The organism is Pseudarthrobacter sp. IC2-21 (assembly GCF_034048115.1).
GTDB classification, from domain to species: domain Bacteria; phylum Actinomycetota; class Actinomycetes; order Actinomycetales; family Micrococcaceae; genus Arthrobacter; species Arthrobacter naphthalenicus.
The window spans coordinates 3,321,768-3,344,374 of record NZ_CP139145.1 but is presented as its reverse complement, the minus strand read 5'-3'; the positions used below and the strand labels follow the sequence as shown (position 1 = coordinate 3,344,374).

Genomic DNA, 22,607 nt, shown 5'->3' with positions numbered 1-22,607 from the left:
GGCATCGTCACGTTTATTGGCCATTGTCAGGGTCGCCCTAGGCCACGGTAATGCCACCCGGCTGCACGCCACTTGGCGGCATCCAAAACGTTTCGGCCATCAAGGACCCGGGGCGAGGAAACCGACTCCACCAACGCGTAAGGGTCCAAATCGCGGTACTCCTGCCACTCAGTAAGCAGCAACAAGGCATCCGCCCTTTCTACGGCAACCGAAGTATCCGCTTCATAGTGTAGTTCCGGGAATCTGCGTGATGCGTTTACCAGAGCTTTCGGATCCGTCACAGTCACGACAGCACCCTGCAACTGCAGCTGCGCCGCAATGCTGAGTGCAGGCGAATCACGAACATCATCACTTTCGGGCTTGAATGCTGCGCCGAGAACTGTGACCCGTTTTCCCAGCAACGAACCATCGCACAAGTCGCGGGCAAGCTCGACCACGCGTGTTCGGCGGCGCATGTTGATAGCGTCCACCTCACGCAGGAATGTCAGTGCCTGATCAGCACCAAGCTCACCTGCGCGAGCCATGAAGGCGCGGATGTCCTTTGGCAGGCAGCCGCCGCCAAACCCGATGCCAGCATTGAGGAATTTGCGGCCGATTCGATCATCCATGCCTATGGCGTCAGCGAGTTGCGTAACGTCGGCGCCTGCTGCTTCGCAAACTTCCGCCATGGCGTTTATGAAGGAAATCTTCGTGGCCAGGAATGAATTTGCCGCTGCTTTTACCAGCTCCGCGGTTGGATGATCTGTCACCAAACGCGGAGTGCCGGAGGCAAGGGGGATCGCGTAAACCTCGTCGAGGACAACGACTGCAGGATTGTCCTCCAAGCCGTCGATGACGCCGTAAACGAACCGGTCGGGCTGGAGAGTGTCGGCGACGGCGTGCCCCTCACGAAGGAACTCAGGATTCCACACCAAATGCGTTTCGGGCTGCTCAGCTTGAACGAGAGCCGCCAGTCGCGAGGCTGTCCCGACCGGTACCGTCGATTTTCCAACCACGATATCGCCTGGCGCCAAGTAGGGGAGTAGTCCCGTTGTCGCAGCATCAACGTATGTGAGGTCAGCGCCATTCTCACCCTTCTTCTGAGGGGTACCCACGCAAATGAAGTGCACCGCACTTCCTGCGGCGTCGGAGAGATCAGTGCTGAAGGTCAGACGCCCCGTTTCCTGAACCTCCCTCAGGAGGTCTTCAAGTCGAGGCTCGTAAAAAGGCGCACGCGCTGCAGACAGTTCTTCGATTTTCCGCGCGTCGGTGTCAATACCGACAACCTCGTGGCCTAATTTCGCCATGCATGCTGCATGAACAGCGCCCAGATAACCGCAGCCGATTACAGATATACGCATTTGTTGCTTTCCCCAATCCCAGGGTTGGCGGCATTCCGCCGCAAAAGTTGGACGGACCTTAGACCGCGCCCGTGCTTGCAAATACTGCCTTGAAAGTCTTGAAAAGGATCACTACATCACCCATTAGAGACCAGTTTTCCACATAATAGAGATCGAGCCGGATGCTCTCTTCCCAGGAGAGATTTGAACGTCCGCTAACCTGCCACAAGCCGCTCATTCCAGGACTGACATAAAGGCGGCGGTGGGCGGCGTCATCGTAGAGCGCGACCTCGCCCGCTCGTTGTGGCCTAGGGCCCACTAGGCTCATGCTCCCCTGAATAACGTTTAGTAGCTGGGGCAATTCATCAAGAGAGTACTTACGCAAAATGCGCCCCAGAGGGGTAATACGTGGATCGTTCTCCACCTTGAAAAGGGGTTTCGCGCTGGAACCCTGAGCGTCCAGAAGCGCCGTAAGCTCGGCATCCGCGTTGACCTTCATCGACCGGAACTTCAGCATGTGAAAGGTAGTTCCACGCAGGCCGACCCGCTCTTGCCTGTACAAGACGGGTCCAGGATCGGTAATGCGAACAAGTGCCGCCACCACCAGAAAAACGGGTGCGAGGCAAGCAACAAGTAATCCCGCGACGGTCAAGTCGAAAGTCCGCTTGGCAACTTTTTTACCACCCGTCAACTTTGGGGTCGAGACGTGGATCAGCGGCAGGCCAGCGACTGGCTGGGTGTGAATACGCGGGCCGGCGATGTCCGTAAGTGCCGGGGCAAGAATCATTCCGATGTCCCTAGCGGCCAGTTCCCAGCCCAATCGGCGAAGGTCCTTGGGATGCAGGCTGACACCTGCCGAAACGGCTACAGCGTCGACATCCGCGGCGACAATCGTGGTCAAAATAGATTCAAAATCCGATTCTGTTCCAGTCACAGGGACAGTGAAATTCGACTCGGTGGAGGCGGGTGAGGCCCCTGGTAAATGAACTGCAACGGGTCTGTATCCGGCCGAGGGTGCGCTGCTGAGGGAACGAACAAGATGAGCCGCCGAGGAGGGACCCCCGATGATAAGGACGCGGGATCCGCTCTTTCCGTGGCTTCTTTCGAGACTTAGGTGCTGCCGAACAACCCAACGGGCAATTAACAGCCCTATCGCCCCGGCCGGGAATGCTAGACCTACAAACCCGCGGGCAGTATCGATTTTGAAGGCATACGAGACAATTGCTACAAACCCGAACAACCAGGCGGAACTGGAAATTACTCGTTTGTACTCTTCACTCCCGGAGCCGAGAACCCGAGCGTCTCTGGAACCCCAAAATCCCAGCATTGCCCACCAAGCCACCACGAGGCCAATCGAAAGGAGGGCATAATCAATGTCTCGTATGTTCTTACTATCAATGTCGGGAAACCCAAAACGTATTCCGTACGCGCCGGTAACGGCCCAAATGACCACACTAACATCGATGAGCTGGAGACGCGATGAGTAGCGTGCGCGCCAATCATTTTTCTTCTTGACCTGAATAGCCTCGTATGTCGCGGGATTCACGCGCAACATTCCCCCATCGATAGTCCTTATGTTCTGACGCGGTCAACGTTGGAGCGATACCATTCGACCGTACGCTCCACGCCGTCCTTCAATCCGATGCTTGAAGTCCAGCCCGCTTTGGCCAGATTCGACACATCCAACAGTTTCTGCGGTGTCCCGTCGGGTTTGGAAGTGTCCCAGCGTATTTCACCCTCGTAGCCCACGGCGTTGGCAACAATTGACGCCAATTCCTTGATGGTGACGTCCGTTCCGGTGCCCACATTGACCTGTTCTGCTCCGTTGTAGTTCTCCAAGAGGTGCAGGCAAGCAGCGGCCATGTCGTCAACATGAAGGAATTCACGGCGAGGTGAGCCCGTACCCCAATTCGTGACGGTTGCCGCTCCCGTGCGGGCGGCTTCGTCATAGCGTCGAATGAGGGCCGGAAGCACGTGTGATCCATCGTGCGAGAAATTGTCTCCTGGACCGTAGAGATTCGTAGGCATGGCGGATATCCATGGCAATCCGTACTGACGCCGTATAGCCTGAATTTGCATAATGCCTGCGATCTTGGCTATCGCATAAGCGTCGTTCGTGGGTTCAAGGTGTCCCGTCAGCAGAGAGTCTTCTCGAATTGGCTGCTCTGCAAATTTCGGATAGATACAGGACGAACCAAGGAACAGCAGTCTCTCGACGCCATGTTCAAGAGCAGCGTCCAAGACATTCACTTGTATTCGTAGATTATCGCTGAGGAAATCCACAGGATAAGTGCTATTAGCCAGAATCCCACCTACCCGAGCGGCTGCTAATACAACATATCGTGGCGAATTCTGCGCAAAGAAGTCGAAAGTCGCTTGCCGGTCCTTAAGGTCCAATGCGGACGAATTCTGCCCGATGAGGTTCGTGAACCCTTCTGACTGCAAATTCCGCCATATTGCCGAACCCACGAGACCGCGGTGTCCGGCGACGTAAAAGGTCGACGAACGGTCAAGGTTACTGGGTACAAAATGCTTTGATGGCCCCATCAGTTTTGCCAACTTACGAGGTCAACGCTGTCGATCCAGTGACTTCCGGCGTGCTTGAGGGCTGCGATGTCAGCATCCACCATGATTCGGGCCAGCTCAGGCGTATGGACTGAGGCTTTCCAGCCAAGTTTTTCTTGTGCTTTTGATGCATCACCAACGAGGGCATCCACTTCGGTGGGCCGGAGGTACCGTTCGTCAAACCGAACGTGGTCCTCCCAGTTGAGACCGGCATGGTCAAAGGAAATTTGAAGGAAATCGCGAACGGTGTAATTCCCGCCCGTCGCTAAGACGAAATCGTCGGGTTCATCGGCCTGCAGCATGCGCCACATTCCTTCAACGTATTCCGCAGCATAGCCCCAGTCGCGTACGGCATCCAAGTTACCCATATAAAGGAGATCCTGTTTGCCGGCTTTAATGGCGGCGACGGCGCGAGTGATCTTACGCGTGACGAATGTCTCCCCACGACGAGGCGACTCATGGTTAAACAAGATTCCATTTACAGCGAAAATACCGTACGCCTCACGGTAGTTCTTGGTTATCCAGTAGCTGTATACCTTTGCGGCACCATATGGGGACCGAGGGTAGAAAGGCGTTTCTTCATTTTGAGGTGGTGGTGTCGCACCAAACATTTCGGAGGATGAAGCCTGATAGAACTTGGTGTCGATCCCGGCCATCCGTACCGCTTCCAAAAGTCGAATGGTTCCTACACCAGTTGTGTCAGCGGTGTGCTCTGGTTCGTCAAATGAAACTCTGACGTGAGATTGCGCAGCCAGGTTGTAGACCTCATCAGGCTTAATCTGCGCGAGAAGGGTGACGAGTCGAGCGCCATCGCTGAGATCTCCATAATGGAGAAATAGCTTTGCGGAGGGATCGTGCGGGTCTACGTAGAGGTGGTCTACCCGGGAGGTGTTAAACGTCGATGCCCGTCGAATGAGGCCATGTACTTCGTAGCCCTTTTTCAAAAGGAGTTCAGCTAGGTAAGAACCGTCCTGTCCGGTTATGCCGGTAATCAATGCGCGCTTAGTCAAAATGCCCCCAATAGTGATGGAAAATAAGGAATCGCGAGGCCTAGAGGCCGCGCGACGATGCCAAGCTGGTGATGAGTTCATCATAGTGGCGAATTGCAGTGGCCTCAGACAATGTGTCGTTACGAAACTCGAGGCCTCGCGCACCGAGACTTGCCGACAGTTCAGGATCGTTAGCGAGGCCCTCAACCGCGTTCAGCAGCGCATTAGGATCCGCTGGATCTATCCGGAGGCCACCTCCGGAGGCCAGGAGCTCATCCGCTGTGACACTACCAGCGTCCGTCGCAGCAACAACGGCAACTCCGGCGTTGAAATATGACGTCAGTTTGCTGGGGACGGACATGTCCCGAACCGAGGGTAATTCATTGACAAGGAGTACATCTGCGGCACCCAGAGCGTACGGGAAATCTGTACTCGATACGGGGTCGAGGAATGAAATACTACCTAGGTCCGTAGCTAGGGCCTCAAGACGCTTACGTTGGTTTCCGTCACCCATCAAGACGAAACGAACAGGACTCGTGCGCTCATCTGCCAGGCGGGCAGCCTCCAAAACATTTTCAAGGCCTTGCTTCTTACCTATATTCCCGGCATGTAAGACGATTATTTCCGAGTCATGCCATCCGAGCCGCTGACGCATGGCTGCTCGGTCGAATGGAGGAGTGGGTTTCAAGTGAGTCCAATTTCGGATGACCTGAATATTGGAAGGGCTCACTTTGAGCGCTTCGGTCATATGTCGATGGAACCTCTCGTGGATCGCTACCACGCGATCGGACGAACGCAGGATGGCTGATTCCAATTTCTGCGCCAGAGCACTCAAACGACTAGGACCGGCAGTCTCGGCCAGACCGCGGCTATACAGATCTTGTACCCAGAGGATAGATGGCGCTCTCTGAAAGGTCAGTCGTCGGCGCATGCAAGCCATTCCAGTGGACAACAATGCAGGGCTCACAAAAAGAACGACGTCGGGTCGGTTCCAGGAGGCAAATATTATGCGCAATCCGAAAGTAACTTCCATGACGACTCGACCGATACCCGTGGGCCTAGACGGTATGTAGTGGCGTAGTCGAGTGATTCGCAGACCTCCGTGGTCTTCGCGCATAGCCCAGCCGCGAAATCCATCGTGAATACGCCACTCCGGGTAGTGCGGATAACCCGTAACAACGGTGACTTTATGCCCTGCTTGGTGCAACCCGCGTGCAAGGTTGGTGGTGTAGGGAGCGTTCCCTGAGTGCTCCGGGCTGAAATGCATGCCAATAATTGTGACGCGTGAAATTTGCGACTCCTATATTTTTTGGGTTGTCCACGCCAATGTCGAACGACTCAAGTCGTCCTATTCACTGCCGAAACGTTCAATCGCTAATGCGGCCACGGTGGGCCGGCATTGGTCTTTTATCCTCGCGGCTGAGGCCGTCCTCGATGAGGCTCGCGAATCCCAGGCTGCCAATCTATTAGAAATTTCTTTTGCCAAATCTACCTCTGAGGGTTTTGTGACGCTGATATCTGCGAGTTGCGAAAAATCAACCGCAGACATGACTCTGTCAACAAGGATCAAGTCGCACTCCGCTACCAACGCTTCGACGGCCACATGGCAGAAATTCTCTATGATGGAGGTTACCGCAACGATTCTCGCCCTGTGGAAGTACGCCAACATTTCAGTATGTGACTTCCAGCCATGCCACGTGACTTGGTCAGCAATGCCCAAGTCCGCGGCAAGTGTCTTTAGGGTAAGCACGTATTCTGGTGAGCCGTCACCAACCACATCAAGCGTAGCGCTGTCATCTAGGCAGGCAATTGTTCTGAGCAGCAGGGGGATATCCTTCTGGGGATCTAGCCTGCCGGCGAACAATACCTGGATGTCGCGGTCTCCTTGGCATGGCGCTTCAGTTGCATTTACTGAAATTGAGGGGTGGAGGATGACAGTCGCCTTGCGCCATGCACTGGGTCCACTGAGGTTCCGCTCGCCACTTGATGCAAAAACCACACCATCTAAGCTTTTTACGATGACAGCCACTAACGGGCGGAGTATTGCCTTGAGGGCGCGATGCTTTGCCCAGTCGTAGGTTGTCAGCGACATAGTCGGGACTAGAAGCATCCTTCTGGGGCGGCTGGTGCGTAGGAACGTTGCCACATATTGCATTAGGCCGAGTACCATAAAAGGGAAATGCCAAACACCAACTAGGACGACAGTTTTGGCGGGCTGATTGTTGCTGAACAAGTCACGCAGGACGAAGAATTTTGACCGGAGAGAACCTTTGATTGGGGTCACTTCGATGCCGTAATCGTTGGGAAACGCTTGCTCAATCTGTTGTGTTGTTCCGACGCCAGCGAGACGGCATCTAATGCCATTGGAGGTCAATCCCTGAATGTATCCTAGGACCGTTCTAGTGGGTCCCCCAATCTTATCGTGAACATTACCTAGAACAAAAATATATTCTTGGTCCTCGGTGTAATGCGCAGTCATAGCCCCCCCCTAGATGTTATACGGGCATTTTCCCGCGTGTATTCATCAATTAAAAGTTCGTATATGAACATGCGTCGGAGATAAGAAATGCCCTCCGGTCCGTCCAGGAAGCCCCGTCTGATAAGGAATAGATAGGCAATGGCGAAGTACTTTCGGAAACTACCTAGTCGGTAGCGAATATTTCTTAGTTGCTGACGTCGCTCTTTGGGTGCGTCCGCCGGTTTGGCTGTCGAGCTAATTCTTGCACTTTCCCACTTGGCATAACGAACATGCTTGGAGATCCAGTCGCCGAGACCTTTCGCATTTGTGTAGTGCAGGTAAGGTTGTGAAATCTTACCTGCTAGCGCTGGCTCACTGAATTCTTCCCATACGCCTCCAGTGAAGCGGACGCTTCCGCTGCGCTTTACCAATCGCGGGTGCCAATTGGGATAGCCGCTGATATTTTTTAGCCATTTTCCGTTGTAAATAAAGGCGGGAGCTGCATAGAAGGCTTCGAAGGCTTCTCCGTCGTATATGGCTCCTCTGACGGACGACTCGAACTCTTTGGTTGATTCCTCGTCCGCATCCAAGAAAAGCATCCAATCATTAGCTGCGGGAATATTGCGCACCGCCCAATTTCGCTGCTCGCTGATTAAAAACTCGCCTTCTTGCTTGTGAACCACAACACTAGCGCCCAACTGAGATGCGATCTCCCGAGTGGAGTCTTGGCTACCACTGTCCAAGACAAAAACTTCTTGACACCAGGAGAGACTCTTTATCGCAGAGCTAATTGTTTCTTCTTCATTAAGGGTCAAGATCACTGCACTAATTTTCACATTGGAGCGATTCAAAATATTACCTCTGACTGGGCCGAAGACGGCCTGCGTGTTATAGCGTGCAGGGACGGGACGTGGCAGACGGACGCGTTCAAGCGCCGCTTCCAACAATAACCGGTGCGGGGGGCGTCTTGAGGCTTGCTAAGGCTCCGCTGTCCCCACTCTTGGCGCGGGACCGAACCTCCCGGAGTGAGGAGGGTGAGTCCGCTCTATCGGCTATGTGCTTTACAGTCAAGTCAAGGACTTTGAGTTGCGTTGACCAATGTCTTCGTTTCTAGGCTATTTTTCTCCGTCAGACCTCCTCGTGAATAGAGGAGGTCTGACTGGGAGGTAGACTAAACGGGACTTTACGAGGTCCCGTGGCGTGCCCACTTTGACGCGCCTCGTCCAAACATTAGTAGGGGGAAGCCTTGGAGATTCGGGACCTATTTAGGCTCGCCCGGCAAAGTTGGCTAACCATTCTGTGCCTAACCTTGTTGGGACTCATCGTCGGTGGTGCGGCCGCTTTAGTCAGCAAGCCGACTTATACCTCCGAAACTCAACTGTTTGTTGCAATTCAGAACTCTGGGAGTGTCCAGGAACTGCAGCAAGGGAACACGTTTACCCAAGCGCGGGTACAGTCGTACGTTAAGGCGGCTACGCAGCCAGTTGTACTGCAGCCTGCCATCGATGCCCTCGGACTGACTACAACCCCGCGGGAACTGCAAAGCAGGGTCAATGCCAGTGCGGACTTGAATACGGTGTTGATCAAGATCACTGCTGCCGACGCCTCGCCGGTTCAGGCCGCCGCTTTGGCCCAAGCGACCGCGAATAGCCTCATCAAGGCGGTGGACAAGCTAGAAACCCCGGTAGCCGGGGGTACGTCCCCGGTCCGGCTTTCTGTGATAACCCCTGCCGTTGCCCCGCAAACGCCATCAGCACCCAACACGAAGTTGAATCTATTACTCGGTGCAATCTTGGGCCTCTTCTCAGGTATTGGCATCGCTTACATTCGTAAGGCCACTGACAACAGAATCCGGGGAGAATCTGAGCTCCGGAGAGTTACTGACGCCCCGATCCTGGCCGGCATTGCCTTTGACAGTGAAGCAACCAAGAGCCCGCTCTTGACGCAGTCGCCGGCGCAGAGTCCTCGCTCTGAGTCATTTCGGCAGCTACGCACTAATTTGCAGTTCGCGAATCTGTCCGTGGAGTCGAATACTATTCTTGTGACTTCTTCCACTCCCGGAGAGGGCAAGAGCACAACGGCGATCAACCTAGCGATTGCACACGCACAATTCGGTAAATCAGTCTGCCTCATCGACGCTGATCTACGTAGACCGATGGTCGGTGAATACCTCGGACTGGATCGAAACGCCGGGTTGAGTTCGGCTCTGATTGGTGCCGCGCAGGTCGAAGATCTTCTGCAATCGTGGGGTGAAGACAGCATGTTCGTCCTCACGTCCGGGCAGATACCCCCAAACCCAAGCGAGCTGCTAGGTTCCGAACGGATGGTCGCGCTCCTGAATCGACTCGAGCGTACCTTTGACTTGGTAATTATTGATACGCCGCCGCTCCTACCGGTGACGGACGCCGCCGTTCTATCCCAGAGCGTTGCCGGCGTGATCCTCGTGGTCGATGCTCAAAAAACGAAGGTGCAGGAACTGGAAAAGTCCCTGGGGTCCTTGGAGCTCGTTGGCGCGAAGATGCTGGGCATTGTGTTGAACCGCACGCCCACTAAGGGGCCGGACGCCTACGGCGCGGGAGCGTATAGTTACGAGAGCGTTGTGGGGCGTGCGGGAAGATCTAAAGGTCCTGTTACTCGCCGCGGACTAAAGACTGATGGTCACGGTCACCAAACGTCAACAGCAGATCTCCTCCACCACGTCGAGGTGGAGGGAGAATATGGTGATCCCGAGCCGGCATCGCAACGGCGTTCGCCATCTGTTTATCCCATCGCCTCACGTAATAGAGACTAAGTGCGGACTGGCCCGAAGATTGCCCGGTTTGCCCAGGCTGTAGATTGCGAGGCCGGGTGTGACGGACGCTGATTTGTCTGCGACGACCAACGGAAAGTTGGTGCGAAGGTCGTCCCCGTCCGCCAGAAGAATGAATCTTCTTGCAGGTTACGCTCTAAATACATTCCTCTTGGGTGCGAGCGGTTTGGTTCTGATACCTGCTTTGATCTTTGCTTCTGGCCCTCTCGGATGGTCGTTCGTGGCGATCGGGCAGTCGTTCGGTATTATCGCCGCAGTCTTTATCGGGTATGGGTGGGCTCTGACTGGGCCTGCCACAATTGCGGGAATGGACATACGCCTCCAGGTTTCGGAATTCCGGCGGTCGATCATTGCGAGGTGTCTGATCGGGATCCCGTCAGTCGCGGTTGGTCTGCTGCTCCTGTGGCTGGCCTTTCCTGACAGCTTGTCAGTCTCTGCCGTGTCACTGTTGGCAACGGCCTTGTCGGGCCTTAGTAGCAATTGGTTCTATGTCGCACTTGCGAGGCCATACGCGCTACTTTGCACCGAAACTCTGCCAAGGACAGTGGCAACCGTGACGGCAAGTACCCTCCTTTACTTGGGATCCGACGTCTTAACCGCCCTTGTCTTACAGTGTTGCGGAATGGTCTTCAGTGTCCTGTGCGCCTTACTCTTCACAGCGGCACTCCGGCGGTCCGCGGACGGGTTGTTGCCCGAGGGAAACGATTCCTTGGGAGTGGTTGCGATCGGTGAATCACTCAGGGAGCAATCCAATGGAATGCTCTCAAGTCTAGTGTCAGTCGTTTATATGTCTGCTCCCATCATGATTGTCGGTTTTCTCGCTCCCGCAGCGCTTCCAGCTTTTGCATTGGCAGACAAAATTCAGAAGCAGTTCATGTCTGCTGTTGCACCCGTCGTCAGCGTGGCACAAGGGTGGGTCCCTACGGGGGTGGGGAAACCGGAAGTTGTACGACGAAGTCAAAAAGCTTTTGTTGGTGCTGGTTTGCTTTCTATTGCGGCTTGTCTGGGAACGGGGCTTGTGGGCCCTCCCCTGTGGACTCTGCTTGCAGGCGGCCAGATAGAGGTCAACCCAGCTTTGATACTTAGCCTGAGCGCCCTGTGCGGCGCGATTTTATGGGAGCGACTGATCGGTAGAGCGTGCCTGGTGCCGCTGGGAGGCTCCGGCGCGCTGGTCATTGCTTCTTCCGTTGGAAGCCTAGTGGGTGTCTTGAGTGTCGTCGTTCTGGTGTCCCGTCTTGGAGCTTCCGGTGGATTGATTGGTGTTTTAGTGGGCCTGTTGATAACAACAGGCCTAGAAATTCTGTCATGGCGAAAGCTTGTTCGGGGTCGAGGGAGGCGCCGTATGGTCGCTAGAAGGGGCACCTGACCGGCAATGAAGAGCGATCTTAGCACTCGCGATCTATGAGCATGAGTTGCCAGACTGTAAGGCAGGCAGGACGAGCCATGAGTATTTATCTGCACATAACAAATAAGTTGCATTTCGGAGGGGTTCTATGAAATTTGCCGTACTCTTGGTCGGTCTGTTGCCGTCCGGGCGCCTGAAGAATCTTCTCTTGAGAAAGCTCAACTTTGAGATCCATTCCACAGCAGATATCTCCGCGTGTTTTTTGCTGGGGGTGAGACATTTGTGTGTCGGTTCGGGCGCGCGAATTGGGACATTTACGGTACTTCGTGGTATGAAGAGCGTAATATTGCGAGATAGCGCCAGAATTGGACAGCTAAATTGGATAAGTGCCGCTCCGGACCTGAATATGGCGGACAAATCTGGGACCTTGATTTTAGGAGAGCATTCCGCGATTACAAATCGTCATTACTTGGACTGCAGCGGTGGGGTCGAGATCGGAAGTTATTCAACGATCGCGGGGGTGCGTTCGACGCTTATCACACACGGCATCAATTGGAGGCAATCTGAGCAGTCGGTCGCTCCCATTCGCATAGGCTCGTATTGCATCATCTCGTCAAATGTAAACCTAACGCCCGGCACGGTCGTACCGGACCGGTCGGTGGTCGGCATGGGGGTAACAGTCGACAAAACTCTCTCTGCCGATGGTGGCCTGATCGTGTCAGCCAGAGGCGAAACGGTAAAGGAAAACATCAGCGGAAAGTACTTTGAACGCGAGGTTGGGGTAGTGAAGCCACCTCAGAACTGAAGTGGACGGATTCTCTGTGGGCGTGAGACTGCAGCCCATTGACCGAAATGCTCGGTGTCTTGGTTGGCGAAGCAGCCTGCAGGCGGGGAGCTTATCCGCTCGCATGCCCGTGTCCAGGGATGGGATCGACTCATGCGAGATGGTCCTGCCGGACAGTACATGGTCATAGAATTGTATTCATGAAACTTTGGGGACTTTGTTTAGCGAAAGACAAACTCATTGGCAGCGCATATCGCCCTTCCATGGGCGCACATGGGTGTTCTGGAGTATGAGTGGTACTGGCCTGGCGAGAGGGCGAGGTCGCCTTCTAACTAACCAGAGCGGCCTCGCAGCCCTGTTCTTCGCTATCTTCGCGATTTTTGTGATAGGCCTCGTAGTGTCCTTCGACAACATTCTGGCCAAGGGCGTCGTGATGGCTACCTTCGTTGGCGTGCTGTTGGCTATTGTACTGGGCCTTAGGAAGGTTTCCTTCGTCTTGGCTTTTGGTGCGTTTTTCTTCGCACCGATGATAGGCGTCAGGGTAGCGGAGGCAGTCACTGTTGGGGATGCTTTCCTAGTCGCGGCCGTCGCTGTCGCCTTGTTGTCTGCGCGTGAGTCGAAACCCTTACCTCGCACTGGAAAGAATGTCGCGCTCGTCGGTGGTTTCATGGTTGCTGGCGGAACGGTGGCGACGTTAACTATCTCCCAGGACGCAACAACCTCAGTCGCTCAGATGGGTCAGTACGCGATTGCTATCGTCCTCTCTCTGGGCCTGGTCCGGCTACTCAAACCGTCCAAGGGAACAGTCGTTGGTCTCGGAATAGCCTTCGGGCTGGGCGCCACCGTTTCGTGTGTTGTGGCACTCATGGACAAGGTCAACCCTCGGCCCGCCGGTCTTGCGCTGCACTCAAACCACCTCGCGATCTCAGCTGCCTTGGCCGTGGGAATCTGGCTGGCGATCATGCTGGCCACCAAAAGCAAGCTGCTCAGTCTTCTCGCGCTGGTCGGAATCGTAGTCTGTGTGTGGGGCACCGTTATCGGAGGCTCACGCGCTGGAGTGGTTGCCCTCGTAACCGTCTTTATGCTGACGATTCTCGGCATCGGTGCCAGCAAACTAACGGCGTTCCTGGCTCTCGCTTGCGGGGGAGTTGGATACGCGATCCAAGCAGGATTTATTGATATTTCTGGCCAGAACAACGCTATTGGTCGACTCTTAGGTGGGGGTAGTGCGGAACAAGCGGATATGGGTCGCTCTGTCAAGTATGAAGGCGTTTGGGACCGTATCAACCTCAGTCCTTTCCTGGGGACGGGGTTCGCGGACGCCCGCGACGGGCACTCTCTCTATCTTCAGATGTGGGATTCGGCGGGCGTGATGGGGATATTGGCGGCCGCTGTGCTAATAATGACCGCGCTCTTCGGATATCTGGCTGCGCGGAGGCGAAATAATCGTGTTTCCTTGGTTCTCTGGTCTGGCTACCTCGGATACCTGGCCGCGGCCATCCTATCGAACCAGATGTGGGACCGCTATCTTTGGCTAGGGCGTGTCTCCCAAATAGGCTGACCGCCGGCTGGAAAACTTGGGTGCGTGTCTCGTTTCCAAGTCTTTACCGATGATCAGTGGGCCCGCGTTGAGCCGTTGCTGCCCAGTTCCGACGGCCAGCGCGGTCGCCCGTTCCGGAACCACCGCCAAGTCGTGGAGGGCATCGCTTACCGGTACCGGTGCGGGATTGCCTGGCGGGACCTTCCCGCAGAGTTCGGTCCGTGGCAGACGGTGTGGAAGCGGCACCGCCGATACGCGTCTGACGGGACGTGGGACCGGATCCACTCCGTGCTGCTGACCGAAGCCGACGCCGATGGGGAGATCGACTGGACTGTATCGGTGGACTCAACGATCAACCGCGCCCATCAGCACGGAACCAACCTTCCCCGCAACACAGGGGGATCCGCCGAATTACAAGAAACTCTGGGCCGAGCCTGAGGATCACGCAGTTGGGCGTTCCCGGGGCGGCTTGAGCACGAAGATCCACCACGCCTGCGACGGGAAAGGCAGGCCTCTGGCGTTCATCATTGGACCAGGCCAAGGTTCGGACTCACGCTTGTTCCCGCACGTCATCGACGCCATCAACGTCCCGCGCGCCGGGACGGGACGGGCCCGGACCCGCCCCGACGCGGTGATGGGCGACAAAGCCTACTCTTCCAGGGCCAACCGCTCACTCCTGCGGGCCCGGAAGATCAAGGCAGTCATTCCCGAACCCAGAGACCAGATCGCCAACCGCAAACGCAAAGGCGCACGCGGTGGCCGACCCGTGGACTTCGACAGCGAGGCCTACAAAGGCAGGTCCGTCGTCGAGCAGTCCTTCAACATTTTCAAGCAATGGCGCAGCATCGCCACCCGATACGACAAGCTCGCCATCACCTACCGCTCCGGGGTCGCCCTCTACTCCGTCCTCATCTGGCTACGCCAATAAGGAGACACGCCCTAGCGTTGGCGTTGGCAATTATGAGCGATCACCTTACGCCAGTTAAGCCAAGGTCCGGGGATGGCCACGTCTTCGATGAGGTGCCTGTCACGCAGTCTCACTTGGCAGTCCGCTAACGCGTAAAGAGAGATCGGCGCCGTCCGCCTTGAACCGGAAGGCTTGGAGGGCGCCTCTGCGATAAGTCGGCATAGCCTTGCTGGTGATTTTGGAGCGACCTTTCTCCGAGTGGCCCCCGCCCAAGGCTTGATGTCCAGCCCGTCGTTTCATGTTGTAGCAGCCAACAGGCTCATGACGAAGCTAGTCGGACTTGGGGCGCTAGAAGAATGTGCAGTTGTGCAATAAGTGCAGCTGTGTAAATATATTTAAATGCCTGAAGCAACCTTTCCAACCCTGCGTGAGCGCAAAAAGGTGGAAACGTGGACGGCGATCCACGAGGCGGCTTCGTCACTTGCCCAGGAGCGCGGGCTGGAGCAGGCCACCGTGGAAGTTGTTGCGGAGGCCGCCGGGGTTTCGCCCCGGACGTTCTTCAACTACTTCCCCGCGAAAGAGGACGCGGTACTGGGTCTCCGTGAGCCCGTCCTGGACCCGGCAGAGGCCGCGAAGCTGGAAGGTGCAGCCGATCTTCTCGGCCAGATCTCCCTGTTGCTCGTCGCTGTGGCACGGTCAGCGTTCGGGAGCACGGATATTGGCCGGCGCCGGGATCTGCTGCAGCGCTACCCGAATTTGCACCGCCGCCAGATGGAATACATGGCCAAAGGCGAAGCCCTAGTTTGCGAGGCAGTGATCGCCGGGCTGGCAAACGATCCTGCCTGGTCCGGCGGCGCCGCAGGCTTCAGTCCGGGGGAGACTGCCCGGATGCTGGTCATGCTCGCCGCTGTGCCTGCCAAGTTCACGGCAACCTCGCCCGGTTTCGATCCCGCCGCAGGACTCACCCCCCGGGAACTCGCCCCCGCTCTGGAACTTTTTCATCACTTGCAAAGGAAACTCTCATGACCACCCCCACTGTCCCGGAGGCGGCCAAGGCCCCGGAGAAACAGCACATCGTGCTGCTGTTCGTCGGGCTGATGCTCTCCATGCTTCTCGCATCGCTCAACCAGACCGTGCTGAGCACGGCTCTGCCCACCATCGTGGGTGAACTGCACGGCGTCAGCGACATGCTGTGGGTCATCACCGCCTTCATCCTCGCCTCCACCATCACCATGCCCGTTTACGGCAAACTCGGGGACCTGATGGGCCGCAAGGCCCTGCTCATCGCAGCGATCACCCTCTTCATGATCGGATCCGTTATCGGCGCCCTGGCCAACGACATGGGCATGCTCATCACCGCCCGCGTCATCCAAGGCCTGGGCGGCGGCGGGCTCATGATCCTCTCGCAGGCGGTCATCGCCGACGTGGTCCCGGCCCGCGAACGCGGCAAATACATGGGCCTCATGGGCGGCGTCTTCGCCATCTCATCCGTGGCCGGACCGCTTCTTGGCGGCTGGTTCACCGAAGGCCCAGGCTGGCGCTGGGTCTTCTGGATCAACATCCCCCTGGGCCTGCTGGCCCTCGCCGGTGCGTTCTTCTTCCTGAAGCTCCCCAAGCACTCCGGAAAACCCAAGCTGGACCTCGGCGGCATGTTCCTGCTTGCCATCGCCACCACGGCCCTGGTGCTCTTCGCCACCTGGGGCGGCAGCAAGTACGACTGGACTGACCCCATCATCCTGTCCCTGATCGCCGTCACCATCGTCGCCGCCGTCGCGTTCGTCCTCGTGGAACGCCGCACCGCCGAGCCCATCATCCCGCTGCACCTGTTCAAAGACCTGAACTTCAACCTTTCCACCTTCGCGGGCCTGCTGATCGGCGTGGCCATGTTCGGCGCCATCGGCTACCTCCCCACCTACCTGCAGATGGCCTTCAGCGTCAACGCCACCGAGTCCGGGCTGCTGATGATCCCCATGATGGGCGCCCTGCTGGTGGCCTCCGTGGGCTCCGGCCAGCTGGTCAGCCGGACCGGACGGTACAAGTGGATGCCGATCGCCGGTTCGGTGCTGGTGGCCGTGGCCCTCGTGCTGCTCTCCACGCTCAAGCCCGGGCAGCCGCTCTGGGAAATCTGCGCCTACCTTGCCGTGATGGGTGTCGGGCTGGGCCTGAGCATGCAGATCCTGGTCCTGATCGTCCAGAACTCCTTCCCGCTGCGTGAAGTGGGCACCGCCACGGCGTCCAACAACTTCTTCCGCCAGATCGGCGCCACCCTCGGTTCGGCCGTCGTGGGCAGCCTGTTCGCCAGCCGGCTGGCAACTCTCCTTACCGAGCGGATGCCCGCAGCGGCCACCGGCGGCGGTACACCCGGCGGGTCGAACTCCCTCACCCCGGCAGTTGTCGACCACCTGCCCGCGGAGATCAAGGACCTGATCGTCTCCTCCTACAACGACGCCCTGACCCCGATCTTCATCTGGATGGTCCCGCTTGCGGTGATCGCCGCCGTCGTCCTCGTTTTCATCAAGGAAAAGCCGCTGGCCACCGCGATCGAACACGATGTCCTCTCCGAGTCGATTTCCGAAGGCAACATCCTCATCACAGCAGACGACGAGGAACCCGCCACCGCTTCGCGATAAGGGAAATCATGGTCCGCGACTCACAGTACTTCTCAACTGGATGCCAGGTCTCAAGCCGGAGATGTGGCACTCGCGGCCACTGCTCCGATAGTGAGTCTGTGAACTTAACCGGTCGAAAGTTGCCCTAAAGCGCCGGGTAGAATTAGCCCGAATCAACGGGTCTCAACTGGGGGAAAACCTTGCCTACATCGCTGCTCGCAAGAAATAGTCAACGGCCGTCTCTGGCACCTTCGAAGTCGAACTTCCGAGCAGATATCCAAGGCCTCCGAGCCCTTGCCGTTCTTGCCGTTATCTTCGACCACCTTTTCCACTGGCCGTCCGGCGGCTTTGTGGGCGTGGACATCTTCTTTGTCATCAGTGGTTTCCTAATCACGGGGCACCTGCTGAGAGAACATGACAAGACCGGCAAGATTTCGTTCCTAAGCTTCTATCGCCGCCGTACCCTACGCATCGTTCCGGCGGCCGTTGTTGTATTGATTTTCACTGCCGCGGTCAGCTTTATTGCTTTCAACGCCGCCCGGGCCTCGACTGTCCTGCAGGATTCGATTTGGGCTCTCTTGTTTTCTGCAAACTGGCGGTTCGCTATCGCCGGGACCGACTACTTTCAAGCAGCCTCTGCAGTGTCCCCCCTGCAGCACTTCTGGTCCCTGGCCGTTGAAGAGCAGTTCTATTTTGTGTGGCCGTGGCTCATGGTGCTGATCTTCGCCGTTCTGGCGAAAGCGGGGATGAAGCAATCAAATAGGCTGGCCGTCGGCATAGCCATGGCAGCGATTGTCGGGGCGTCATTCGCATGGTCCCTTGCAGAAAGCGCGAGTAACCCTAGCGTCGCCTACTTCTCAACGTTCTCGAGGGCGTGGGAGCTCGGCGTCGGAGCGTTGCTGGCTGTTTTTGCGGCTCTCCTCGTGCGCATGCCTTTTGCTCTCCGCTCAGTCCTCGCCTGGGTCGGCTTGGTCGGCCTTGCGTTTTCCCTCTTCTTCATCACCAGCGGCATGGCGTTCCCGGGGCCATGGGCGGCGTTGCCGGTGCTTTCCACGGCTATGGTCATTGCGGCCGGCACCGGAAGGCACGCCCCTCGTAACGTGCTGCTCGCCAACCCTGTAAGCCGCTACCTCGGTGACATCTCCTACTCTCTTTACCTCTGGCATTTCCCGGTCATCGTTTTGGCTGGCGTATTCCTTCGCGAGGACAGCGCCGCATTCTTCCTTGCCGTCCTCGCTATCACGGCGGTCTTCAGCGTGGGGTCCTACCACTTGGTAGAGCAGCCGCTCCAACAGGCCCCGCTATTCCGTCGGTTCAAGCATCAATCCGAACGTCAGCGGGCCTTTGGCTCCTGGATGCACCAGTACGGCGAAAGATACAAGTACGGCGCGTTGGCAATGCTCGTCGTTGTCACAATGGCAGTCACCGGGCTCGCGCTTGGCCGAAACGCACCAGCAACAACACCGGTGGCAGTTCCCTCAGTGGCGCCAGCCGAACAGAAGGCCGCGGCCTCTGAGGCCGAAACGGTCTTCGGTCCGACAGGCAAACAGCTCACTACCGAAATCCAGACCGCGCTCGGCGCGCAGTCGTGGCCGGAACTTAGCCCTGCCCTTGATGACGTCATTGGCAAGTCGCAGACACCTGCGCAGGTCGGGCTATGCCAGGGGTCCACGCCCCCAAGCGAATCCGAGTGCACCTACGGAAGCCCCACAGCGTCCAAGACCATTGTCCTCGTTGGAGACTCAACGTCTGCGGCCTACACAAAAGCTTTCCAAGACATCATTTCTTCCAGGCCCGACTGGAAGGTCATACAGAAATCTATGGGCGGATGCCGATTTGTAGACCTCACGTTTGCAAACGATGTGGCAGCGATCTCCGAGGCGTGCCCTGCCAGGATTGCATCAGCGGTTGAGACGATCAACAGGGTAAAGCCCGAGCTTGTCGTGATCACAAATGGCTATAAGGGAACGGTGAAAGATACGGGGAAGCCTGTCACGAGCGCTGAGTGGGGCGGTGGCCTTTCCCGACTGACCGCCAAGTTTTCCGCCGCTGCACGCAAAATAGTTTTCCTAGTCCCGCCCCCATCGGGTCCGAGCATAGAAGAATGCTACGACCGGTTCAGCAAGCCCAGTGACTGTCTGACGACAGTGGACGGAGGATGGAGCCAGTTCCTGGCCTCCGAGCAATCAGTCGCCCGCTCGATCAATGCAGCGGTCATCGATACTCGCCCGCTGTACTGCGTGTCGAACTCGTGCCCCGCATTCGTCGGTACTACCCCCGTCAAGGTTGACCATGTGCACCTGACCCAGGCATACGTCCAGAAGATCACGCCCGCGATTGAGTCTGCCTTGGTAAAGGCCGGTGGCCTTGGGTCCTGAGATTGCAGAAAAGACTCCCGGCTATTTGGCCGGGAGTCTTTTCTTTAACTTCCTGCTAGACCGCAGTGCCTGCTGCGTCACGCCACACGGTGCCGTCGCTCCAAATTGGCTTGCTCAGGGTGGAGTCGTAGATCATCGTGCCGGCACCCATGGATGCCGCTGTTGGACGCGAGGCGGTGGCGATAACGCCGGACCGGAGTCCGTTGTCAGCCGCTGTCGCGAGGACTTTGGTCACGGGGCTATTGAACCGGGTGTTCGTGTCACGGAAGGAAACGCCTGGGCCGCCGGACAACGCTCCGACGATGACCTGGTTGGTTGCGTGCCCATCGTTGACGTAGAAGCCAGTGGCCTTTGTCCGGAGCGTGGACGTTCCCGAAAGATACAGGTCGACCAGCTCGTTCCAGATGACCGCCGGAAGGTTGCCACTCAGCGACCGCCCGACACGCATCTGCTGTGCCAGGCCCTTGCGAGCAACGAGGTCGATACCAGCAATTGCCGGAGTGTCTCCGGTCAGCTTGGCCAGGGCGCGTGCCCATCCAGACCTGCCCGCCTTGTTCTTGGCTCCGGCAGGGAGTGCCGCTGAAGCCGCGCCGAAAGCCCAAGCTTCGAGGATCTGGGTTTCGTCACCTCCGGCTGCTTGCCTGGTCGGTTCGATGAAGGCGTAGTTTCCGAGCCGCGAGGTGATGGCCGGGTCGTTGCAGGAATCCAGGAACCTACCGTCAAACAGGTAGGTGACAGTACCGTCGTCCTCCAGGACGACCTCGCACAGGTACTCCTCTCCGTTGACCAGGGGCGTGGCGAAGAACCCATCCCGCACTGTCGTGGTGATGTTGGCCGCCCGGTACTGGAAGCTCCATTTTTCGCGCTGGACGATAAAGTGCCCGGAGTCGGCAATGAGTGCTGTGCTTCTGGACCCGGTACCAACCACGATGGCCACGGGTGTGGTTGCCCCTCCGGTGTCAGCACCTTGAACTTGACGGCGAAGCGGCGGCCTGAGGGTATCGGGAAGCCCCCGTAGCCGCAACCGACTGTGGTGCAGACCAGCGCTCCGCCAACAATCTGCGGAAGTCCGGCGCCCGTGACGTCGTACACCTGACCTGAAGGGGCATCCCCAGTGCTCCGTTGGCCCGTTCAAAGTCATCCCAATAGACCAGCTTTTCGCCAATCTGCTCCACGATGGCCGTTCTCAGGGGATTGGATGCTGCCACGGCGGTAGGGCCATAAGTGGCAGTTAGTTCCGCGCCCAGGCCTGCGAGGTACGACTCTGGGCAGTGGATTAGTGTGCTGTCCGCGAGCGGATGGTCAGGGCTGGCGCCGCAAGCTGGGGGCATGGACAGAGAGTCTCCTACAACGACGCCCTGACCCCGATCTTCATCTGGATGGTCCCGCTTGCGGTGATGGCCGCCGTCGTCCTCGTGTTCATCAAGGAAAAGCCGCTGGCCACGGCCATCGAACACGACGTCCTCTCTGAGTCGATTTCCGAAGGCAATATCCTCATTACGGCGGACGACGAGGAGCCCGCTGCAGCCTCGCGCTAAGGCTTTTCCCAGCCTTCACTTAGCGGGGTTATAGAAACGTTATATATGCTTGCTTAGTGATTTCTAACAAAAACGGGGCAACCCGCACCTTGGAGGAACGTCCGTTCGCGCCCGGAAACGGGCTCATTTCGGGACGGAAACACGCGCTCGACGGGCTGCGGACCATTGCCGTGATTGGCGTCTTCCTCTTCCATACCGTGACGGAGCTCGTGCCCGGCGGGTCGATTGGCGTGGACGTGTTCTTCACGCTCAGCGGGTTTGTGATCACCCTTCTGATCATGAAGGAGTACCGGGACACGGGCCGGCTGCGTCTGGGCGTCTTCTACGCCAAGCGGCTCGCCCGGCTCTGGCCCGCGCTGCTGGCCGTGTGCGGCGTTGTGGTCCTTGTCGGGCTCATCTTTCCGCTGTCCGGGTGGGGCGGCCAGGAAGCCAACGCCATCCCGGCGGCCGGCTACGTGATGAACCTGGCCAACTACGGCGTCTTCGGCTCCTCCACCGGCGGCAACGCGCTGAGCCCCACTTGGACCCTGGCGGTCGAAGAGCAGTTCTACCTGGTCTGGCCGCTGCTCCTTCTGGTGATGCTGCGGTTCTGCAAAGTCCGCACCGTCACCTGGCTGACCGCCACCCTGGCTGCCGGGTTCCTGGTGTCACGGTTCTTCCTGGTGTCCGGTGGTGCGCCTTTGGCCCGGCTCTACAACGGGCCGGACACGCGGGCCGACCAGCTGCTGCTGGGGTGCACCCTCGCTTTGCTGTTCACCGCGGTCAAGCCCGGTTCCCGGGCCCACGCCTCCCTGCAGGCCGGTGCACGCTGGGCCGGTCCGCTCGCCGGGCTCGCCCTGCTGGCCGCCGTATTCCTGCTCAACGAACCGAACGAGACCGGCACCTGGTTCAACATCTTCTGGACCGCCGGCCCCACCGCCCTGGCACTGCTGTCCGCAGTGGTCATCGGATCGCTGGTCCTCCGCCCGGCCGGCCCCGGTTCGCGGATCCTGAGCCACCCCTGGCTCGCCAACCCGGGTCGCGACCTCTCCTACGCGGCCTACCTCTGGCACCTGCCCATCTACCTCCTGCTGATACCGCTGGTCCCGTCACTCTGTCTGCGGGTTCCACTCGCCGCGGCACTGACCGTGCTGATGGCGTACTTGTCGTTCCGCTTTGTGGAGCGCCCCATCCGCCGCTGGGCCTCCAAAAGGTTGGAGCCCGCCGTCGTTCGTTCCGCTCCGGAGCGCACCCGGGAGCTGGAGCCCGCCGGCACACGTTAGGGACAACGTGACGCCGGGGCTTTGTGCCCTACATCCGGTTCCGGGCCGGGCCTAGCCTGAAGGGAGCAGCGCGGCGCTGCCGCCTGCGGTATGTCAGGAGGCAA

At 57.9% G+C, this 22,607-nt stretch carries 17 protein-coding genes and 1 pseudogene; 9 read left to right on the top strand and 9 right to left on the bottom strand.

Going from position 1 to position 22,607, the window contains the following annotated elements:
- Positions 1-26: 26 nt before the first annotated feature.
- The 8 genes and pseudogenes from SBP01_RS15390 to SBP01_RS15355 form a co-directional block, all read right to left on the bottom strand.
- The gene (locus tag SBP01_RS15390) at positions 27-1,340 is read right to left on the bottom strand and encodes a UDP-glucose/GDP-mannose dehydrogenase family protein (RefSeq protein ID WP_320536356.1); all 1,314 of its coding nucleotides are present in this window, start codon (positions 1,338-1,340) and stop codon (positions 27-29) included.
- Between the two features lie 58 nt (positions 1,341-1,398).
- Positions 1,399-2,874: a sugar transferase gene (locus SBP01_RS15385; RefSeq protein ID WP_320536355.1), complete on the bottom strand. Its 1,476-nt coding sequence runs from the start codon at positions 2,872-2,874 to the stop codon at positions 1,399-1,401.
- A 17-nt stretch (positions 2,875-2,891) separates the two neighbouring features.
- Positions 2,892-3,866, bottom strand: a complete 975-nt coding sequence (locus SBP01_RS15380) for a GDP-L-fucose synthase (protein WP_320538368.1) — start codon at positions 3,864-3,866, stop codon at positions 2,892-2,894.
- Positions 3,866-4,894: a GDP-mannose 4,6-dehydratase gene (gene gmd, locus SBP01_RS15375; RefSeq protein ID WP_320536354.1), complete on the bottom strand. Its 1,029-nt coding sequence runs from the start codon at positions 4,892-4,894 to the stop codon at positions 3,866-3,868. The genes SBP01_RS15380 and gmd overlap by 1 nt, the downstream gene beginning before the upstream one ends.
- Positions 4,895-4,934: 40 nt before the next feature.
- Positions 4,935-5,621, bottom strand: a complete 687-nt coding sequence (locus SBP01_RS15370) for a glycosyltransferase family 4 protein (RefSeq protein ID WP_320538367.1) — start codon at positions 5,619-5,621, stop codon at positions 4,935-4,937.
- Positions 5,622-5,627: 6 nt separating this feature from the next.
- Positions 5,628-6,140 (bottom strand): annotated as a pseudogene (locus SBP01_RS15365) (glycosyltransferase); the annotation flags it as partial.
- An 81-nt stretch (positions 6,141-6,221) separates the two neighbouring features.
- Positions 6,222-7,352, bottom strand: coding sequence for a glycosyltransferase (locus SBP01_RS15360; protein WP_320536353.1), 1,131 nt, complete (start codon positions 7,350-7,352; stop codon positions 6,222-6,224).
- Positions 7,349-8,152: a glycosyltransferase family 2 protein gene (locus SBP01_RS15355; RefSeq protein ID WP_320536352.1), complete on the bottom strand. Its 804-nt coding sequence runs from the start codon at positions 8,150-8,152 to the stop codon at positions 7,349-7,351. Before SBP01_RS15355 ends, SBP01_RS15360 begins: the two co-directional genes overlap by 4 nt.
- A gap of 425 nt (positions 8,153-8,577) precedes the next feature.
- Between SBP01_RS15355 and SBP01_RS15350 the strand changes: the two genes are divergently transcribed.
- From SBP01_RS15350 to SBP01_RS15320, 7 genes are all read left to right on the top strand, one after another.
- Positions 8,578-10,122 carry a polysaccharide biosynthesis tyrosine autokinase gene (locus SBP01_RS15350; protein WP_320536351.1) on the top strand — a complete coding sequence of 515 codons (1,545 nt, stop codon included), beginning with the start codon at positions 8,578-8,580 and terminating at the stop codon, positions 10,120-10,122.
- Between the two features lie 1,511 nt (positions 10,123-11,633).
- Positions 11,634-12,290: a hypothetical protein gene (locus SBP01_RS15345; protein WP_320536350.1), complete on the top strand. Its 657-nt coding sequence runs from the start codon at positions 11,634-11,636 to the stop codon at positions 12,288-12,290.
- Between the two features lie 268 nt (positions 12,291-12,558).
- Positions 12,559-13,830, top strand: a complete 1,272-nt coding sequence (locus SBP01_RS15340; RefSeq protein ID WP_320536349.1) for a hypothetical protein — start codon at positions 12,559-12,561, stop codon at positions 13,828-13,830.
- A gap of 24 nt (positions 13,831-13,854) precedes the next feature.
- Positions 13,855-14,737, top strand: a protein-coding gene (locus tag SBP01_RS15335) for an IS5 family transposase (RefSeq protein WP_275216659.1) whose coding sequence is annotated in 2 segments (ribosomal slippage) — positions 13,855-14,217 and positions 14,219-14,737 — 882 coding nt in all. Because the reading frame shifts where the segments join, the coding sequence is not laid out codon by codon here.
- 378 nt (positions 14,738-15,115) lie between these two features.
- Positions 15,116-15,742, top strand: coding sequence for a TetR/AcrR family transcriptional regulator (locus tag SBP01_RS15330; RefSeq protein WP_320536348.1), 627 nt, complete (start codon positions 15,116-15,118; stop codon positions 15,740-15,742).
- Positions 15,739-17,346: an MDR family MFS transporter gene (locus SBP01_RS15325; protein ID WP_320536347.1), complete on the top strand. Its 1,608-nt coding sequence runs from the start codon at positions 15,739-15,741 to the stop codon at positions 17,344-17,346. The genes SBP01_RS15330 and SBP01_RS15325 overlap by 4 nt, the downstream gene beginning before the upstream one ends.
- 179 nt (positions 17,347-17,525) lie before the next feature.
- Positions 17,526-19,703, top strand: a complete 2,178-nt coding sequence (locus SBP01_RS15320) for an acyltransferase family protein (protein ID WP_320536346.1) — start codon at positions 17,526-17,528, stop codon at positions 19,701-19,703.
- Positions 19,704-19,758: 55 nt separating this feature from the next.
- On the opposite strand, the gene SBP01_RS15315 is transcribed toward SBP01_RS15320, so the two are convergent.
- Positions 19,759-20,640 (bottom strand): hypothetical protein, encoded by an 882-nt coding sequence (locus tag SBP01_RS15315; protein ID WP_320536345.1) that lies wholly within the window; start codon positions 20,638-20,640, stop codon positions 19,759-19,761.
- Between the two features lie 361 nt (positions 20,641-21,001).
- On the opposite strand from SBP01_RS15315, the gene SBP01_RS15310 reads away from it, so the two are divergent.
- Together SBP01_RS15310 and SBP01_RS15305 are read left to right on the top strand one after the other, a co-directional pair.
- Positions 21,002-21,241 carry a hypothetical protein gene (locus SBP01_RS15310; RefSeq protein WP_320536344.1) on the top strand — a complete coding sequence of 80 codons (240 nt, stop codon included), beginning with the start codon at positions 21,002-21,004 and terminating at the stop codon, positions 21,239-21,241.
- Between the two features lie 56 nt (positions 21,242-21,297).
- Positions 21,298-22,503 carry an acyltransferase gene (locus SBP01_RS15305; protein WP_320536343.1) on the top strand — a complete coding sequence of 402 codons (1,206 nt, stop codon included), beginning with the start codon at positions 21,298-21,300 and terminating at the stop codon, positions 22,501-22,503.
- Positions 22,504-22,607 lie beyond the last annotated feature (104 nt).

Bases quoted from the DNA above. Each gene is read 5' to 3' on its own strand.
- SBP01_RS15340 (WP_320536349.1), top strand. From the start codon at position 12,559: ATGAGTGGTACTGGCCTGGCGAGAGGGCGAGGTCGCCTTCTAACTAAC.
- SBP01_RS15325 (WP_320536347.1), top strand. From the start codon at position 15,739: ATGACCACCCCCACTGTCCCGGAGGCGGCCAAGGCCCCGGAGAAACAG.
- SBP01_RS15330 (WP_320536348.1), top strand. From the start codon at position 15,116: ATGCCTGAAGCAACCTTTCCAACCCTGCGTGAGCGCAAAAAGGTGGAA.
- SBP01_RS15370 (WP_320538367.1), bottom strand. From the start codon at position 5,621: ATGACCGAAGCGCTCAAAGTGAGCCCTTCCAATATTCAGGTCATCCGA.
- SBP01_RS15310 (WP_320536344.1), top strand. From the start codon at position 21,002: ATGGTCAGGGCTGGCGCCGCAAGCTGGGGGCATGGACAGAGAGTCTCC.
- SBP01_RS15380 (WP_320538368.1), bottom strand. From the start codon at position 3,866: ATGGGGCCATCAAAGCATTTTGTACCCAGTAACCTTGACCGTTCGTCG.
- SBP01_RS15345 (WP_320536350.1), top strand. From the start codon at position 11,634: ATGAAATTTGCCGTACTCTTGGTCGGTCTGTTGCCGTCCGGGCGCCTG.
- SBP01_RS15390 (WP_320536356.1), bottom strand. From the start codon at position 1,340: ATGCGTATATCTGTAATCGGCTGCGGTTATCTGGGCGCTGTTCATGCA.
- SBP01_RS15385 (WP_320536355.1), bottom strand. From the start codon at position 2,874: ATGTTGCGCGTGAATCCCGCGACATACGAGGCTATTCAGGTCAAGAAG.
- SBP01_RS15360 (WP_320536353.1), bottom strand. From the start codon at position 7,352: ATGACTGCGCATTACACCGAGGACCAAGAATATATTTTTGTTCTAGGT.